Origin of the sequence: Herbaspirillum rubrisubalbicans (assembly GCF_003719195.1) — a bacterium.
Taxonomy (GTDB): Bacteria; Pseudomonadota; Gammaproteobacteria; order Burkholderiales; family Burkholderiaceae_D; genus Herbaspirillum; species Herbaspirillum rubrisubalbicans.
Genome location: NZ_CP024996.1, coordinates 1,741,013 through 1,757,071 on the forward strand (window position 1 = coordinate 1,741,013; position 16,059 = coordinate 1,757,071).

Annotated in this window: 14 protein-coding genes; 9 read left to right on the plus strand and 5 right to left on the minus strand. The window is 62.3% G+C overall.

Annotation, left to right across the window (positions count from 1 at the left end; all coding sequences use genetic code 11):
• Positions 1 to 18 precede the first annotated feature (18 nt).
• On the plus strand, positions 19 to 1,569 hold the full coding sequence (locus RC54_RS07715) for a methyl-accepting chemotaxis protein (protein ID WP_061789116.1): 1,551 nt from the start codon (positions 19 to 21) through the stop codon (positions 1,567 to 1,569).
• Between the two features lie 216 nt (positions 1,570 to 1,785).
• Here RC54_RS07715 and RC54_RS07720 read toward each other — a convergent pair whose 3' ends face one another.
• Positions 1,786 to 2,004: a hypothetical protein gene (locus RC54_RS07720; protein WP_017454151.1), complete on the minus strand. Its 219-nt coding sequence runs from the start codon at positions 2,002 to 2,004 to the stop codon at positions 1,786 to 1,788.
• Between the two features lie 628 nt (positions 2,005 to 2,632).
• Between RC54_RS07720 and RC54_RS07730 the strand changes: the two genes are divergently transcribed.
• Positions 2,633 to 3,430 (plus strand): transporter substrate-binding domain-containing protein, encoded by a 798-nt coding sequence (locus RC54_RS07730; protein ID WP_017454154.1) that lies wholly within the window; start codon positions 2,633 to 2,635, stop codon positions 3,428 to 3,430.
• Between the two features lie 315 nt (positions 3,431 to 3,745).
• Here the strand turns inward: RC54_RS07730 and RC54_RS07735 are convergent, their stop codons facing one another.
• The 4 genes from RC54_RS07735 to RC54_RS07750 all read right to left on the minus strand — a co-directional run bounded on the left by RC54_RS07735 (position 3,746) and on the right by RC54_RS07750 (position 7,696).
• Positions 3,746 to 4,549, minus strand: a complete 804-nt coding sequence (locus RC54_RS07735; RefSeq protein ID WP_373281436.1) for a MetQ/NlpA family ABC transporter substrate-binding protein — start codon at positions 4,547 to 4,549, stop codon at positions 3,746 to 3,748.
• Positions 4,550 to 4,630: 81 nt separating this feature from the next.
• Positions 4,631 to 5,329 (minus strand): methionine ABC transporter permease, encoded by a 699-nt coding sequence (locus RC54_RS07740; RefSeq protein ID WP_061789118.1) that lies wholly within the window; start codon positions 5,327 to 5,329, stop codon positions 4,631 to 4,633.
• Positions 5,326 to 6,336 (minus strand): methionine ABC transporter ATP-binding protein, encoded by a 1,011-nt coding sequence (locus RC54_RS07745; protein WP_061789119.1) that lies wholly within the window; start codon positions 6,334 to 6,336, stop codon positions 5,326 to 5,328. The genes RC54_RS07740 and RC54_RS07745 overlap by 4 nt, the downstream gene beginning before the upstream one ends.
• A 163-nt stretch (positions 6,337 to 6,499) precedes the next feature.
• Positions 6,500 to 7,696 (minus strand): aminotransferase class V-fold PLP-dependent enzyme, encoded by a 1,197-nt coding sequence (locus RC54_RS07750; RefSeq protein ID WP_082803075.1) that lies wholly within the window; start codon positions 7,694 to 7,696, stop codon positions 6,500 to 6,502.
• A 216-nt stretch (positions 7,697 to 7,912) separates the two neighbouring features.
• On the opposite strand from RC54_RS07750, the gene RC54_RS07755 reads away from it, so the two are divergent.
• From RC54_RS07755 to RC54_RS07785, 7 genes are all read left to right on the plus strand, one after another.
• A complete protein-coding gene (locus RC54_RS07755) occupies positions 7,913 to 8,851 on the plus strand; it encodes a LysR family transcriptional regulator (RefSeq protein WP_058894882.1) in 939 nt (312 codons plus the stop codon).
• Between the two features lie 144 nt (positions 8,852 to 8,995).
• Positions 8,996 to 10,468, plus strand: coding sequence for an NAD(P)-binding domain-containing protein (locus tag RC54_RS07760; protein WP_061789120.1), 1,473 nt, complete (start codon positions 8,996 to 8,998; stop codon positions 10,466 to 10,468).
• Complete coding sequence (locus RC54_RS07765; RefSeq protein ID WP_061789121.1) at positions 10,465 to 11,439, plus strand: ABC transporter permease; 975 nt, start codon at positions 10,465 to 10,467, stop codon at positions 11,437 to 11,439. The genes RC54_RS07760 and RC54_RS07765 overlap by 4 nt, the downstream gene beginning before the upstream one ends.
• Positions 11,436 to 12,398: an ABC transporter permease gene (locus RC54_RS07770; RefSeq protein WP_058894885.1), complete on the plus strand. Its 963-nt coding sequence runs from the start codon at positions 11,436 to 11,438 to the stop codon at positions 12,396 to 12,398. The genes RC54_RS07765 and RC54_RS07770 overlap by 4 nt, the downstream gene beginning before the upstream one ends.
• Complete coding sequence (locus tag RC54_RS07775) at positions 12,395 to 13,378, plus strand: ABC transporter ATP-binding protein (RefSeq protein ID WP_058897513.1); 984 nt, start codon at positions 12,395 to 12,397, stop codon at positions 13,376 to 13,378. The genes RC54_RS07770 and RC54_RS07775 overlap by 4 nt, the downstream gene beginning before the upstream one ends.
• Positions 13,371 to 14,378: an ABC transporter ATP-binding protein gene (locus RC54_RS07780; protein ID WP_082686005.1), complete on the plus strand. Its 1,008-nt coding sequence runs from the start codon at positions 13,371 to 13,373 to the stop codon at positions 14,376 to 14,378. Before RC54_RS07775 ends, RC54_RS07780 begins: the two co-directional genes overlap by 8 nt.
• A 91-nt stretch (positions 14,379 to 14,469) precedes the next feature.
• On the plus strand, positions 14,470 to 16,056 hold the full coding sequence (locus RC54_RS07785) for an ABC transporter substrate-binding protein (protein ID WP_082686006.1): 1,587 nt from the start codon (positions 14,470 to 14,472) through the stop codon (positions 16,054 to 16,056).
• Positions 16,057 to 16,059 lie beyond the last annotated feature (3 nt).

Consider the following 16,059-nt stretch of genomic DNA (forward strand, 5'->3'; position numbering starts at 1 on the left):
CTCTATACTGCAATCCACATGAATCCTCTTCGTCGTCTCCGTCTGGGCGCACGCCTGGCCGCCGGCTTTGCCGCGCTTTTACTATTGCTCATCGTCATCACCGTCATCGGCATCACCCGCATGTCTTCGCTGGATCAGACGTCCATCGAGATCAGTGGCAGTACCTATCCCAAGGTCAATGCCGCCCAGAAGATGGAATATCTGATGATGAATATTGCCCGCGCCGCACGCAACATCATCATTCTGGAAGATGCTGCACAGATGGCCAGCAATAAGAAATCCATCGACAAGGATCTGGCGGACTACCAGAAGGCCCTGGAGTACCTGCGCACCCATGCCAGCACTGACGAAAGCCGACGACTGACGGCGCTCGCCGATGAGCAGAGCAAGGCCTATTTCGCCTTCACTGCCGATGTGGTCGATCTTGGCTTGAAGAACCAGAACGTCGAAGGACAGCGTCTGTTGTTCGGCCCGCGCTACAAGACCCAAGGCGAGCTCCTGGCCACCCTGCAACAACTGGTCACCCTGTTTGAAGGCCAGATGCACGAAGCGACCCAGGCCGCACACGATACCTACCTCACCTCGTCCACGATTCTGGGTGTGTCGGCTGCCGTGGCAGTGCTGCTTGGTCTGATCGCCGCATTGGCGATCAGCCGCTCCATCACCGTGCCGATGGCCGATGCCTTGGATACCGCGCGCAAAGTGGCCAATGGTGACCTGACCAAAACCATCACCGACCATGCCCCCGATGAAACCGGCGAACTGCTGGCCGCCCTGCGCGAGATGAACCGCTCGCTGGTGGACATCGTCTCCAGTGTGCGCACCGGTGCCGATACCATCGCCACTGCCTCGCAGGAAATCGCCTCCGGCAACCAGGACTTGTCGGCACGCACCGAACACCAGGCCAGCTCTCTGGAAGAAACCGCCTCTTCGATGGAGGAGTTGACCTCCACCGTGCAGCAGAACAGCGCCAATGCCCGCCATGCGGCCGAAATGGCGCAGGCCGCCACGCAGATCGCTGGCCAGGGTGGCGAGATCGTCGGTCAGGTGGTGACCACCATGGATGGCATCGATGCCTCGGCCCGCAAGATCGTCGATATCATCGGCGTGATCGACGGCATCGCCTTCCAGACCAATATCCTGGCCTTGAATGCCGCCGTCGAGGCGGCCCGTGCCGGCGAACAAGGGCGCGGCTTCGCGGTGGTGGCTACCGAAGTGCGTAGCCTGGCGCAACGCTCGGCGGCTGCTGCCAAGGAAATCAAGGTCTTGATCGGCGACTCCGTGGAGAAAGTGGATTCCGGCGCCCAACTGGTCAAGAAGGCTGGTCATACCATGCAGGAAATCGTGCAGAGCGTGGCCCAGGTCAATACCATCATCGGCCAGATCAGCGCGGCCGGTGAAGAGCAGCGGGCCGGTATCGAGCAGGTGCACCAGGCAGTGGCGCAGATGGATGAGGTGACCCAGCAGAACGCCGCGCTGGTGGAACAAGCGGCCGCCGCTTCGCGCGCCATGCAGGGTCAGGCTGCGGAACTGGCCGAACAGGTCAGTATTTTCCGCCTGCCCGCTTGAGGTGCTGGTGTGATGCGCTGAGGCGCCATCCGGGATGCGGGCGGCAAGCCCGCAGCCCGGAAAGGTAAGGCATTCAGGAAATGAAATCTAAGTCATTGCAGCCCGGCATAGCACGCAACAAGGCCACGGCAAGCCCGAAAGGCTTGCAGGAAGAGGCTGCAAGGAGGAGGGGAGCCGCGACCGGATGCGGTCGCGGCGAGGATGCATTAGTTTTTGTCAGTCCTGGCCCTTGGCGGCGAGATCGATCGCACGCACGATGGCCACGGCCTTTTCGATCACTTCAGCCTGGCTGGACACCCGCATACTCTTCTTGAGGTGGTGGATGTAGTCACGGGTCTGGCGGCTCACCGGTACGTTGAGGAAACCATCCGGCTCGGTGATGAAACGCGGAGGAACCACCACGACTGGCTCGGGTGTCTTGGAACGCTTGGGCATGGGTATCTCCCTTTTGATTGGTCTGGATGACGGCGGCACAGTGCCTGCGGCAATATAACTTTGATCGTAAAAATATCAGAACTTATTTTTTCGATTTTACGCTTTTTGTCCTCAAACTCTTATTCGGCGGGAATGAGGGCGGACAACTTTAGCGTGATCGCAACAACGAGGACGCCACCGCTTTTTATTCCTGCTTCCCTGCCATGTCAAGCAAGTTCGTCAAGTACTTGCCGGAGGCGCCTGCCAGGACCAGATCATTTAGATTTTCTGCTTCCCCGATTTGGGCTCGGATCCCTTTCAAATCCCGCTTTCTCCTCTGCGTTGGCCATTGGGCGTCGATGTCCAGGCTTTTTACCGATTCCATAAAAACTAAGAACTGCGCGATCGTGTCGAGTCATTGTCGACTGATATTGGCAGCGATATCACAGACTTCCCTTAGCAGTGGGATACGGAAACTGTTTACGTCGACGATATTCATGCTGGCATGGTCCTTGCTGTGCTCTGAACGGTATATGCCCACCTCCCTGTCTCAAGGGGAGGGTTGGCGCAAGCAGGTCAGAGAGGACGATTTTCTAAGTCTTTATCCTGCCGTAGAGTTCAAGCCATTCATCGATCACAAGGAACCCCCATGAAGTTCGTCAAGACCGCAATCGTTGCATCCCTGGGCCTGATGGCCGTACTGGCCGCCTCCGCCCACGCCGACAACCTGGCCGATATCCAGAAGGCCGGCGTGGTCAAGATCGGCGTGCCGCAGGACTTCGCCCCCTATGGCTCGGTCACCTCCGACCTGCAGTTGCAGGGCCTGGACATCGATGTGGCCAAACTGGTCGCCAAGGGCCTGGGCGTAAAGGCCGAACTGGTGCCGGTCCCCATCTCCAGCCGCATGGCTTTCCTGCAGACCCACAAGATCGATCTCATCATCTCGACCCTGGGCAAGAATGCCGAGCGCGAAAAGGTCATCGATTTCTCGCAAGGTTATGCACCCTACAACAACAGCGTCTTCGGTGTGGCCGCGATCAAGGTATCCGGTCCGGCCGATCTGGCCAACCAGACCGTGGGCGTGGCGCGTTCCACCTTCGAAGACCTGATGCTCACCGACAGCGTACCCAAGAGCACCGTCATCAAGCGCTACGAAGACAACAATGGCCTGATCTCGGCCTATGTCTCGGGCCAGGTGCAGATCGTCGGTACCGGTGACTTCGTGGCCTATGCGTTGGCCGAGAAGACTCCCAACAACAAGCCCTTGCTGAAGTACATCATCAATGTCTCGACCTGCTATGTCGGTATGAACAAGGGCGAGCCTGCCTTGATGGCCAAGGTCAACGAGGCCCTGACGGCATCCAAGAAGAGTGGTGAACTCAATGGCATCGTCAAGAAGTGGCTCAACGTGCCGCTGCCGGAGAAGATCGCCACCACTTACCAGTAAGTCTCCTGCATGGCAGGCGCGGTCAGCGCTGCATGGACTTTAGAGGTCAGGGCCGCCTTGCACAAGCGACGGGCGATCATGGGGCAGGCGCTCACCAAGTTTGCGCTTGTCTCGGTGACTGGTAATGTTGGGTGATCCGCTTGATTTTTTTCGATGAGGAGCATGGTTCGACGCAGGCTAGAACTCATCCAAAAAAAGCCACGGATCACTCCGTGGCTGGTAGTCAAACACAGCAGCCTGACGTGCTGCCGGTGGGTATGGCGATCATGATCTTATCTTTCATATGACGCGTCAGCGCCCTGATCGCCAAACGCCTCAGAAGGCCGGTACGATGGCGCCCTGGTATTTTTCTTCGATAAATTTCTTCACATCCGGCGAATTGAGCGCGGCAGCGAGCTTCTTGATGGCGGGGCTGTCCTTGTTGTCTTCACGCGCCACCAGCAGGTTGGCATAGGGCGAGTTGGCATCTTCGATGAACAGCGAATCCTTGACCGGGTTCAGCTTGGCTTCCAGTGCATAGTTGGTATTGATCAGGGCCACATCGACCTGGTTGAGCACGCGCGGCAGGGTGGCCGCTTCCAGGGCTCGGAACTTCAGCTTCTTGGGGTTTTCCACGATGTCCTTCTGGGTCGAGGAAATGTTGGAGCTGTCCTTGAGCTTGATGAGGCCATTGCGCGCCAGCAGCAACAAGGCGCGGCCGGAGTTGGACGGGTCATTGGGGATGGCGATGGTCGCGCCATTGGGAATGTCGGCCACCTTCTTGTACTTCTGCGAGTACGCGGCGAAGGGCTCGACGTGGACCTTGGTGATCGGCACTTCGATATCGTTCTTGTGGCTCTTCTTGAACTGGTCCAGATAGGGCTGGTGCAGGAAGAAGTTGCCATCGACCTGTTTCTCGTTGGTCTGCACAGCCGGCTGCACGTAGTCGGTGAAGACCTTGACCTGCAGATCGATGCCTTCCTTGGCCAGCACCGGCTTGATGTGTTCCAGGATCTCGGCGTGCGGCACCGGGGTGGCGGCAATCACCAGCTTGTCGGCGGCGTGCGCGCCCACGGTGAAGGCCAGGGCGGCGGTCGCCACCAGATGAGGGATCAGTTTGCGGATCATGTTTTTCTCCATTCTTGGTATGACAATCAATTGAACGTCGGTTGACGTAGCGAGGGATTCGTCCTTCGTGGGGAGCGAACCCGAATCTATTTGCTACTTACGGGTGAAGCGCAGCACCAGGCGGTCGCCGAAGAATTGCAGCAACTGCACCAGCACCACCAGGATGGCCACCGTGACCACCATCACCTCGGTCTGGAAGCGCTGGTAACCGTAACGGATGGCCAGGTCGCCCAGGCCGCCGCCGCCGATCACGCCCGACATGGCGGCATACGACATCAAGGTGATGGCGGTGATGGTGATGGCCGCCAGCAAGCCTGGCAGCGCCTCGGGCAGCAGGGCACCGAAGATGATCTGGCGACGCCTTGCACCCATGGCGGTACAGGCTTCGAGGATGCCGCGGTCGATTTCGCGCAGCACGCTCTCGGTCAGGCGCGCGAAGAAGGGCGCGGTGCCGATCACCAGCGGCGGAATGGCGCCGGTCACGCCCAGCGAAGTCCCCACCAGCCACAGCGTGAAGGGGATCAAGAGGATCAGCAGGATCAGGAACGGCACCGAGCGCAGTACGTTGACCACCAGCGAGAGCACCCAGTAGAGACCGCGCTGTTCCAGCAACTGGCCGCGATTGGTCAGGAACAGCAGGATCCCCAGCGGCAGTCCCAGCAGCACCGTGAACAACAGCGAGCCGCCGGTCATGGCCAGGGTTTCCAACGTCGCGTCGCCGACTTCGCTCCAGTCGATCACTGACAGGTCGATCTGGCCCAGCAGGGCCGACAGGGAAGACAGTGCGCTCATGCCAGCACCTCATGATCGATGCCGGACTCGCGCAGCCGCGCCAGCACTTGGCCGACGGCCTCGGTGCCGCCGGAAAACTCCACCAGCAATTGCCCGTAGGGTGTGTCCTTGATGCGCGAGACGGTGCCGCGCACGATGGTGGCCAGCGCGCTGGTGGCCGCCGTCAGTTGCGACAGGATGGGTTGTGCCGCGACTTCACCGGCATAGGTCAGGCGCACCAGTGTGCCATCGGCGCGCCGCTGGTAGAGATTGTCGCTGGCATCCCAGGCATGGCTTTCGGCCAGCAGCGAACGGGTGACCGCGTGTTGCGGGCGCAGGAAGATGTCCACCACGCGGCCCTGTTCGGCCACTGCGCCATGTTCCAGCACGGCCACGCGGTCGCAGATGCTGCGGATGACTTCCATCTCGTGCGTGATGAGCACGATGGTCAGGCCCAGCTTGCGGTTGATGTCCAGCAGCAGGCGCAGGATGGCCTGGGTGGTCTCGGGGTCCAGGGCCGAGGTGGCTTCGTCGCACAACAGCAGGCGCGGGGTATTGGCCAAGGCGCGGGCAATGCCTACGCGCTGCTTCTGGCCGCCCGACAGTTGCGCCGGATACTGGTCGCGGTGCTGTTCCAGGCCCACCAGTTGCAGCAGTTCGGTCACGCGCGCGGCGCGTTGTTGGCGGCTGTAGCGGCCGGTGATCTTGAGCGGCCAGTCGATGTTCTGCGCCACCGTCTTGGCGTTGAGCAGGTTGAAATGCTGGAAGATCATGCCCACCCGCTGGCGCAGGCCCAGCAGGGCTTCATGGCCGAGGCCGGTGATGTCTTCGCCGTCGATGAGGACACGCCCGCTGTCGGGGCGTTCCAGGACGTTCAAGGTGCGGATCAGGGTACTCTTGCCGGCGCCGGAGCGGCCGATGATGCCGAAGATCTCGCCCTGGGCGATGTCCAGGTTGATGTCGCGCAGGGCGATGATGTCGCGCTGGCCGGCATGGTAGGTCTTGTGGAGTTGCTCGATGCGAATCACGTTGGTCAGTTCTAAGGAAACGGCCCCGAGTCTAACCTTGCATGAGCAGCATGGGAACTTATAAAAAGTTCTTAGCTTATGGGAGAAATCTGCAGTTCAATACTAATTGCCAGCAATGATGAGACCTGGCGGCCCGGCGCAGAAAAACTAAGTAAATCCCTCCTTAGTGTACCTCTTGCAACACCTCATGCGCCAGCACCTGGCGCACGGTGGCCACTACGTAGTCGATTTCGGCCTCGGTAGTGCCCCGGCCCAGCGAAAAGCGCACTGCATTGCGCGCCACCTCCGGCGAGCGACCGATGGCCAGCAGCACGAAGGAGGGTGCGGCCGCAGCCGAATTGCAGGCCGAACCGGCCGACACGGCGATACCCAGCAACTGGCTGCCCAGCGTGCCATAGCGCGTGGGCGGGAAGCTCACGTTCAGGTTGTGTGGCACGCGGGCGTGGGCGCTGCCATTCAATTGCACCCCCGGCAAATCGGCCAGGCCCTGCCACAGCCGGTCGCGCAGGGCGCGGATGCGCTGTCCTTCCGTCACCAGCAACTGGCCGGCCAGGGCGAAGGCTGCACCCATGCCCACGATCTGGTGGGTGGCCAGGGTGCCTGAACGCATCCCGTTTTCATGACCGCCGCCATCGATCTGGGCTTCCAGCTTCAGGTTCGGGTTGCTGCGTACATATAGCGCACCGATACCCTTGGGACCGTAGACCTTGTGCGCCGAAAAGGACATCAGGTCCACCTTCAGTCGCGCCAGATCGATGGCGATCTTGCCGGCCGCCTGCACGGCGTCCACATGGAAGACCACCCCCTGCTCGGCGCAGACCTCGCCCAATGCGGCGATGGGCTGGATCACGCCGATCTCGTTGTTGACGTACATGATCGAGGCCAGCAGCGTGTCCGGGCGCAGTGCGGCGCGCAACTGCTGCGGGGTGACCAGGCCATCGGCGTCCGGCTGCAGGTAGCTGACCTCGAAGCCGGCCTTCTCCAGCGTATGCATGGTGTCCAGCACCGCCTTGTGTTCGGTGGCCACCGTGATGAGATGCTTGCCACGTCCTTGTGCACGCAGTGCATGGGCCGTTCCCTTGAGCGCCAGGTTGTTGGATTCGGTGGCACCCGAGGTCCAGATGATTTCATCCGGGCGGGCGCCCACCAGGCCGGCCACCTGCGCACGCGCCTGCTCCACCGCGCGTCGCGCTTCCCAGCCGAAGGGGTGGGAGCTGCTGGCGGCGTTGCCGAACTTGTCGGTGAGGAAGTCGCACATTACGCGGGCCACTTGCGGATCGACCGGCGTGGTGGCGCCATAGTCCAGGTAGATGGGAAAGCGCAGATCGGCCGAGGGGCGACAGGGGGCTGGGGCGTTCATGAGGGTGTTCCGGGGTGTCCAGAGTGATTCAGTTGAGCAGGCTTGTCATCAGGCAAGCCTGCTGGCCGGGTGGCAAGGCAGGACGGCAGCGGGATTCCCGGTCACATGCTGCGTCCTGCATTTGCTTATACAAAATTATTATACTGAAATAGAATACAAGCAAACCTATAATTCGAAAATCATATGCAAGCACTTTGATCAAGGAATCTGATTTCGATGGATCTGAATCAGCTGGAGGCCTTTGCGGCGGTAATGACCCTGGGCAGTGTGACCGGTGCCGGTCGCAGCCTTGGCCGTTCGCAGCCGGCCGTCAGCAAGGCCATCGGCGAGCTGGAATCTGAACTTGGGTATGCCCTGTTCGACCGCAATGGCCCGCGCGTCACGCCCACGGCCAAGGCCTTCCTGCTCTATGAAGAAGTGGAACGCTCGCTGGTGGGCCTGCGCAGCATCCGCGAGCGCGCCCTCGAAATCGCCCGTGAAGAAGTGCATCCGGTCCATCTGGTGGCCACCCCTGCGCTGGCCTCGACCATCGCCCCGGCAGCCTTGCAATTACTGGCCTGCGAGAAAGATCGTGCGTTCCCGGAACACATCCACCTGCGCAGCGCCTCGGCCGAGCAGGTGGTGCACGCGGTCCTGCACCGCACCGTCAGCTTGGGGCTGACTTCGCTGCCGGTGGCGCATCGCGGCTTGGAGCTGCACTGGATTGGCGAAGCGCCCTGCGTGGCGGTGGTGCGCGCCGATCATCCGCTGGCCGGTCGCGACAAGCTCACCCGCGCCGCCCTGCGTGGCCAGCGCGTCATCACCATGTCCAATCGCTATCGCCTGCGCCAGCGGGTGGAAACTGCGCTGGGCGAGGATAGCCGGCTGGATGTGGCCATCGATACCAATACTTCCTTCAACGCCATCATGGCCGCGCGTGCCGGATTGGGGGTGGCGCTGGTGGAGCCGGCCACGGCCTATGGGATGCCCATCGAGGGGATGGTGGTCAAGCGCCTGGCGGTGGAGATTCCTTTCTATTTCGGTGTGGTCACGCCCTATGGCAAGCCGGTCGAAGGGGTGACGCAACGACTGATCGATGCGGTGGAGACCGCCGCACGCCATACCTTGCAGGGCTTCGTCAAGCGGGATGCCAGCCTGCATGACGAATTGTTATAAATCATTTTGTAGTTCTGTGGCAGTACCGTAGCAAGCACGCAGCAGCGTCAACCGGGAAGGGCGTTGCATCATAAAACCCGAAACCAGACGATCACCGGCAATGACCATGCCGAGCTCGTCTTTTCATGCTTTTGATGAGGCGATATGCAAGATACCGAACCGACATTGACCACGGCTGCGGCCCCGCAAGGACTGGCCGCCCTGGAAGCGCGCCTGCGCCAGGACCTGGACTGGCTGGCCCTGCCCGGCAAGGCGTGGACGCCCAAGATCGAGCGCGCTGGCGTGCCGGTGATCGATGTGGCCATCATCGGCGGTGGCCAGGCCGGCATGGCGGCCTCGGTCGCCTTGACGCACCTGGGCATTCCCAACGTCATCTATGACCAGTCGCCCAAGGATTTCGAAGGCCCATGGGCGACCACCGCGCGCATGGAAACCCTGCGCTCGCCCAAGACCCTGACCGGCCCGGCGCTGGGCTTTCCGGCGCTGACTTTCCGCGCCTGGTTCGAGGCACAGTTCGGCTTGGCCGCCTGGGAGGCGCTGGACAAGATCCCGCGCCTGCAATGGATGGATTACCTGCGCTGGTTCCGCCGCGTGATGCAGCTGGATATCCGTAACGAGCACCGGGTGCTGGCCGTGCAGCCGCGCGCCGATGGCATCGTGGCATTGCAACTGCAATCGCCTGCGGGCCAATCGACCGTGTTGGCACGCCGCGTCGTCGTGGCCACTGGTCGCGATGGCCTGGGTGGCGCCTACCTGCCGCCGTTGGCCGGGCAACTACCACGCGATCGCTGGGCGCATTCGTCTGACGTGTTCGACTATGCCAGTCTGAAGGGCAAGCGCGTGGGCGTCGTTGGCGGTGGTTCCTCTGCCATGGACAGCGCGGCCACCGCGCTGGAAGAGGGGGCGGCGCGGGTCGATCTGCTGATCCGCCGCAAGGACCTGCCGCGCATCAACAAGGGCAAGGGCTCGGGCAACCCCGGCCTGGTCAATGGTCACCTGCACTTGCCGGATGCATGGAAATGGCGCATCCGCCACTATGTCAATGCACAACAGGTGCCGCCGCCCTCGGGGAGCACGCGCCGCGTCTCGCGCTTTGCCAATGCGCGCTTCCTGCTGGGCACCGCCATCGAGTCGGTGGAGCTCCAGCGAGATGGCGCGCTGCTGCTGCACACCAATCGCGGCCCGCTGGAACTGGATTTCCTGTTCTTCTCCACCGGCTTCAAGATCGACTGGAGCCTGCGCAGCGAATTCAAGGAGATCGCCCCGCACATCCTCAACTGGAGCGACCGCTACACCCCACCCGCCGGCGAAGAAGACCAGGAACTGGCCGACTCGCCTTACCTGGGACCGGTGTTCGAATTCCAGCAGAAGACCCCCGGCAGCTTGCCAGGCCTGGAACGCGTGCACTGCTTCTGCTATCCGGCCGCAGCCAGCCATGGCACGGTCTCTGGCGACATCCCCGCCATCAGCGATGGCGCCTATCGCCTGGCGCAGGGCATTGCTGCGCTGATGTACAGCGAAGACGTGGAGGTCCACTACCGCAATATCCAGTCCTACGAAGAGCCGGAACTGGAAGGCGATGAATGGACCGAAGCGCCCTGGGAGCTGCCCGCATGAGTGCAGCGATTGCGAAAAGCGTGTTGCAGGCACTGATGGTGGTGTTGTTGATGACGGTGATCGTCTTCTTCGGCCTGCACATGATCGGCAATCCGGTCGATATCCTGATCGGCCAGGACGTGGACCAGGTGGACCGCCTGCGCATCATCCAGGAACTGGGGCTGGACCAGCCGGTATGGCGCCAGTACCTGGCCTTCCTCAATGGCGCGCTGCACGGCAACCTGGGCAATAGCTTCGTCTACAACACGCCGGCCATCCTGCTGATCTTCCAGCGCCTGCCGGCCACGCTGGAGCTGGCGTTCGCCGCTCTGTTGCTGGCCCTGCTGGTGGGGGTGCCGCTGGGGCTGCTGGCGGGGATGAAACCGGATCATCCGGTTTCGCGCCTGGTGATGACCACCAGCATCCTCGGCTTTTCGCTGCCGACCTTCTGGATCGGCTTGATGCTCATCATGGCCTTCTCGGTCACGTTGGGCTGGCTGCCCTCGGGCGGTCGCGGCCAGACCGCCGAGCTGTTCGGCGTGCAGTGGTCGTGGCTGACCGTCGATGGCTGGCGTCACATGATCCTGCCGGCGCTCAACCTGTCGCTGTTCAAGATTTCGCTGGTGATCCGTCTCACCCGCGCCAATGTGCGCGAGGTGCTGCCGATGGACTTCGTCAAGTTCGCCCGCGCCAAGGGCTTGTCGCCGGCACGGGTGGTGTTGATGTATGTCTTGCGCAATACCTTGATCCCGCTAGTGACCGTGGTCGGGCTGGAGTTCGGCTCTACCATTGCCTTTGCGGTGGTGACCGAAAGCATCTTCGCCTGGCCCGGCGCCGGCAAGCTGATCCTGGACAGCATCAATGCACTGGACCGGCCGGTGATCGTGGCTTACCTGATGGTGATCGTGTGCATGTTCGTCACCATCAACCTGGTGGTGGACGTGCTCTACAAGATTCTGGATCCGCGTGTGCGGGTGGAGGCCCGGGCATGAGCGCGCCGCACACTGACATCCATCTGACCCAAGAACAGGTGCGCGCCCGCGTGGCCGAACTGTCGGCCTTCCAGCCCCCGCGCCGCGAGTCGCCCTGGCGGCGCGTGATGCGTCACTTTGTGGCGTCGCGCTCGGCCATGCTGGGGCTGGTGATCGTGCTGCTGCTGATCGTGGGCGCGGTGGCCGCACCGTGGATCACGCCGCAGAATCCCTATGACCTGATGCAACTGGATGTGCTCGATGCGCGCCTGCATCCTGGCACCATCAACGGCGCCGGTACCTATACCTATTGGCTGGGTACCGATGGCCAGGGCCGCGATCTGGTCTCGGCCATCCTCTATGGCTTGCGCATCAGCGTGGGCATCGGTGTGGGCTCGGCGTTGATCGCCGGTGTCATCGGCACGCTCATCGGCCTGCTGGCCGCGTATGTCGGCGGCAAGCTCGATACCTTGTTGATGCGCTTTGCCGATCTGGTGCTGTCCTTCCCCTCCATCCTGGTGGCGATGCTGATCCTGGCTTATGTGGGCAAGGGCATCTTCAACGTGATGGCCACCCTGGTGGTGCTGGAATGGGCCTATTACGCCCGCACCGCGCGCGGGCAGGCGCTGGTGGAGCGACGCAAGGAATACGTGGAAGCGGCACGCGGGCTGAATTTATCTTCCTGGCGCATCATGGTGCGGCACATCCTGCCCAACTGCCTGCCACCGCTGATCGTGATCGGCACGCTGCAGGTGGCGCGTGCCATCACGCTGGAGGCGACCCTGTCCTTCCTCGGCCTGGGCGTGCCCATCACTGAGCCCTCGCTGGGCCTGCTTATTTCCAATGGTTACCAATACATGCTCTCGGGTGAATACTGGATCAGCTTTTATCCCGGCATCACGCTGTTGATCGTGATCGTCGCCATCAACCTGGTGGGCGATCGCCTGCGCGACATCCTCAATCCGAGGTGGCAGAAGTGAGCGCGACGACCCTGGACGTGCGCCATCTGCGCACGCATTTCTTCACGCCCGATGGTGTGCTGCCGGCGGTCGATGATGTCTCGCTGTCGGTGGGGCGTGGTCGCATCCTGGGCCTGGTCGGCGAATCCGGCTCGGGCAAGAGCGTCACCGGGTTTTCCATCCTGGGCATGGTCGATGCGCCGGGGCGCATCGTCGGCGGCGAAATCCTGTTCCAGGGCCGCGACCTGGTGCGCATGGACAAGGCTTCGTTGCGCGAACTGCAGGGAAATCGCATCGCCATGATCTTCCAGGATCCGATGATGACCTTGAACCCGGTGCTCAAGGTCGAGGCGCAGATGGTCGATGCCGTGCTGGCGCACAGCAAGGTGAGCCGCCAGCAGGCGCGTGAGCTGGCGCGTCAGACCCTGGGCATGATGGGCATCGCTAGTCCCGAGGAGCGCCTGCAGGCCTATCCACACCAGTTGTCGGGCGGGATGCGCCAACGGGTGGCCATTGCCATCGCCATGCTGCACAAGCCTGACCTGATCATTGCCGACGAACCCACGACTGCGCTGGATGTGACCATCCAGGCGCAGATCCTGTCGGAAGTGCAGAAACTGGCGCGCCAGCATGGCACTGCGCTGATCTGGATTACCCACGATCTGTCGGTGGTGGCCGGGTTGGCCGATGAAGTGGCGGTGATGTATGCCGGGCGCATTGTCGAGCAGGGCAGTGTGGATGCGGTACTCGATAGCCCCCTGCATCCCTATACCCAAGGCCTGATCGGCAGCCTGCCCAGCAACAACCGGCGCGCAACGCGTCTGCGCCAGATTCCCGGCATGACGCCCAACCTGCTGCACCTGCCGCCCACCTGCGCTTTTGCTGCGCGTTGCGAGCGTCTCAGTCAGCACTGCCTGACGGCCCCTGCCATCAGCGAGCCGCGGCCGGCACATCTGGTGCGCTGCTATCACCCTATCTCGATGAATGAGCACCATGGATAAGGCCGTCATCCCCCTCATCGAAACCCGCGCAGTCAGTCGTCGCTTTGGCCAGCGCCACCAGGGCTGGCTGGAGCGCCAGTTGCAGGCGCGCGGCTGGAGCCGCCCACCTGCCATCACGCACGCACTCGACCAGGTCGACCTGAAGGTATTGCCGGGTGAAGTGGTCGGCCTGGTCGGGGAATCCGGCTGCGGCAAGTCCACGCTGGGACGCGTGGCCTGTGGCTTGCTCGACCCTTCGGAAGGCCAAGTGCTGGTCAATGGTCGCGATCGCGCCAGCCTCACCCGTGGCGAAGAGGCCCAGGCGCGCTTGCAGGTGCAAATGATTTTCCAGAATCCCTATGCCAGCCTGAACCCGCGCCTTCGCGTCGACCAGATCGTCGGTGAGGCGGCCCAGGTCAATGGCAAGGTCGAGGGCGACCTGGATGACTACGTCTGTCGCCAGTTGCTGCGCGCCGGCCTTGATCCGGCCCTGCGCGACCGTTATCCGCACCAGTTCTCGGGTGGCCAGCGTCAGCGCATCGGCATCGCCCGGGCGCTGGCCGTGCAGCCGCAGATGCTGGTCTGCGATGAAGCGGTGGCGGCGCTGGATGTGTCGATCCAGGCGCAGATCCTGAACCTGTTCATGGACCTGCGCGAAGAACTGGGCCTGACCTATCTGTTCATCAGCCATGACCTGGGCGTGGTGGAGCACGTGTCGGACCGCGTGGTCATCATGTACCTGGGCAGGGTGGTGGAGAGTGCGCCGGTGGCCGAGCTGTTCGGCCAGCCCAATCATCCCTACACGCAAGCCCTGCTGGCCGAGGTGCCGCGCATGGGGGCGCGCAAGAAGGAATTCACCGCCATCAAGGGGGAAATCCCCAGCCCCCTGAATCCGCCGGGTGGCTGTCACTTCAACCCGCGCTGCCCGCACGCCACGCAGCGCTGTCGTGAAGAACAGCCCTTGTTGCGCGAAATTGCGCCGGGGCACATGAGTGCCTGTCATCTCAATGATGGCCGTTGAGATGGATTTGATGACCTAGAACCGAGCAGTCAAGAACTAAGAACTTGGATATCCCGCAGTGCTTACACCCTGACCACAGAGGAACCCGACCATGAAGAAAACCCTCCTGACCCGCCTGCTGGCCGTCGCCCTGACCGGTGCCGCGCTGGCCGTTGCCGCCGATGCGGCGCGTGCGCAGAACCTCAACATCGCCTTTGCCGATCCGCTCTCTTCGCTTGATCCGCAACTGAACAATCACGCCGGCGACCGCTCGGTGGACCTGCATTTCTGGGACCTGCTGGTCCAGAACGACTACAACAAGCTGGTGCCGGGCCTGGCGGTGAGCTGGAAGAACATCGACCCCAAGACCTGGGAATTCAAGCTGCGCCCCAACGTCAAGTGGCAGGACGGCAAGCCCTTCACCGCCGACGACGTGATCTTCTCCTACCAGCGTGCGCGCGCCGTGCCGGGCAGCGTGGCCACCTTCGCCGGCTACCTGCGTACGGTGGAATCGGTCACCGCCAAGGACCCGCTGACCCTGGTCATCAAGACCAATATCCCTAATCCCGACCTGCCGTTGAACCTGGCCTCGGTACATATCGTCAGCAAGCACGTGGGTGAAAAATCCAGCACCGAGAACTACAACAGCGGTGCGGCCGTGATCGGTACCGGCCCCTACAAGTTCGTCTCCTACACGCCAGGCGACCGCGTGGTGATGCAGCGTAACGACGACTACTGGGGCGGCAAGGCCTTGTGGGAAAAGGTCAACTACCGCTACATCAACAACGGCGCCGCACGCACTGCGGCGCTGCTTTCGGGCGATGTGGACGTGATCGACAAGGTCTCGGTGTCCGACCTGGCCAAGCTCAAGCAGTCACCCAACGTCAAGGTGTATCCCTACAACGGCTTGCGCGTGCTGCTGATCCAGCCCAGCTTCCACGAAGGCCCGAGCCCCTTCATCACCGACAACAACGGCAAGCCGCTGGAGAAGAACCCGCTGTTGGACGTGCGCGTACGCCGCGCCATGTCGCTGGCGATCAACCGCAAGGCCCTGATCGATCGTATCCTGCAAGGTGCCGCCACCGAGGCTAACCAGTGGATGCCGGCCGATACCTTCGGCTACAACCCGGAGATCAAGAACATTCCCTTCGATGCCGCGCAGGCCAAGAAGCTGCTGGCCGAGGCTGGTTTCCCGGAAGGCTTCAAGCTGACCATCCACGTACCCAACGACCGCTATCCGCAAGCGCCGGAAACCATGCAGGCAGTGGCCCAGTTCTGGACCCGTATCGGCATCAAGACCCAGGTCGAGGTGCTGCCGTGGGCGTCCTATTCTTCGCGCGCCAACAAGAACGAATTCGCGGTCTCGGTGCTGGCCTGGGGTAACGGGACCGGCGAAGCCAGCTATGCACTGGTCAACGTGCTGGGCACGGTGGACCCCAAGAAGGGCATCGGCGCCTCCAACTGGAACCACTACAGCAGCCCGGCGGTGGACAAGGCCCTGGCCGATTCCACTGCGGAATTCGATGCCGCCAAGCGCGAAGCCATCCTGCGCGGCGCGGCCAAGACGGTCTCGGATGAAGTGGGCGTGATCCCGCTGTATCACTACCAGAACATCTGGGCCGCCAAGAAGGGGCTGAAGGTCACTCCCATCAGCAGTGACCGCACCACCGCCATGATGGTGACCCAGGACAAGAAGTAAGCA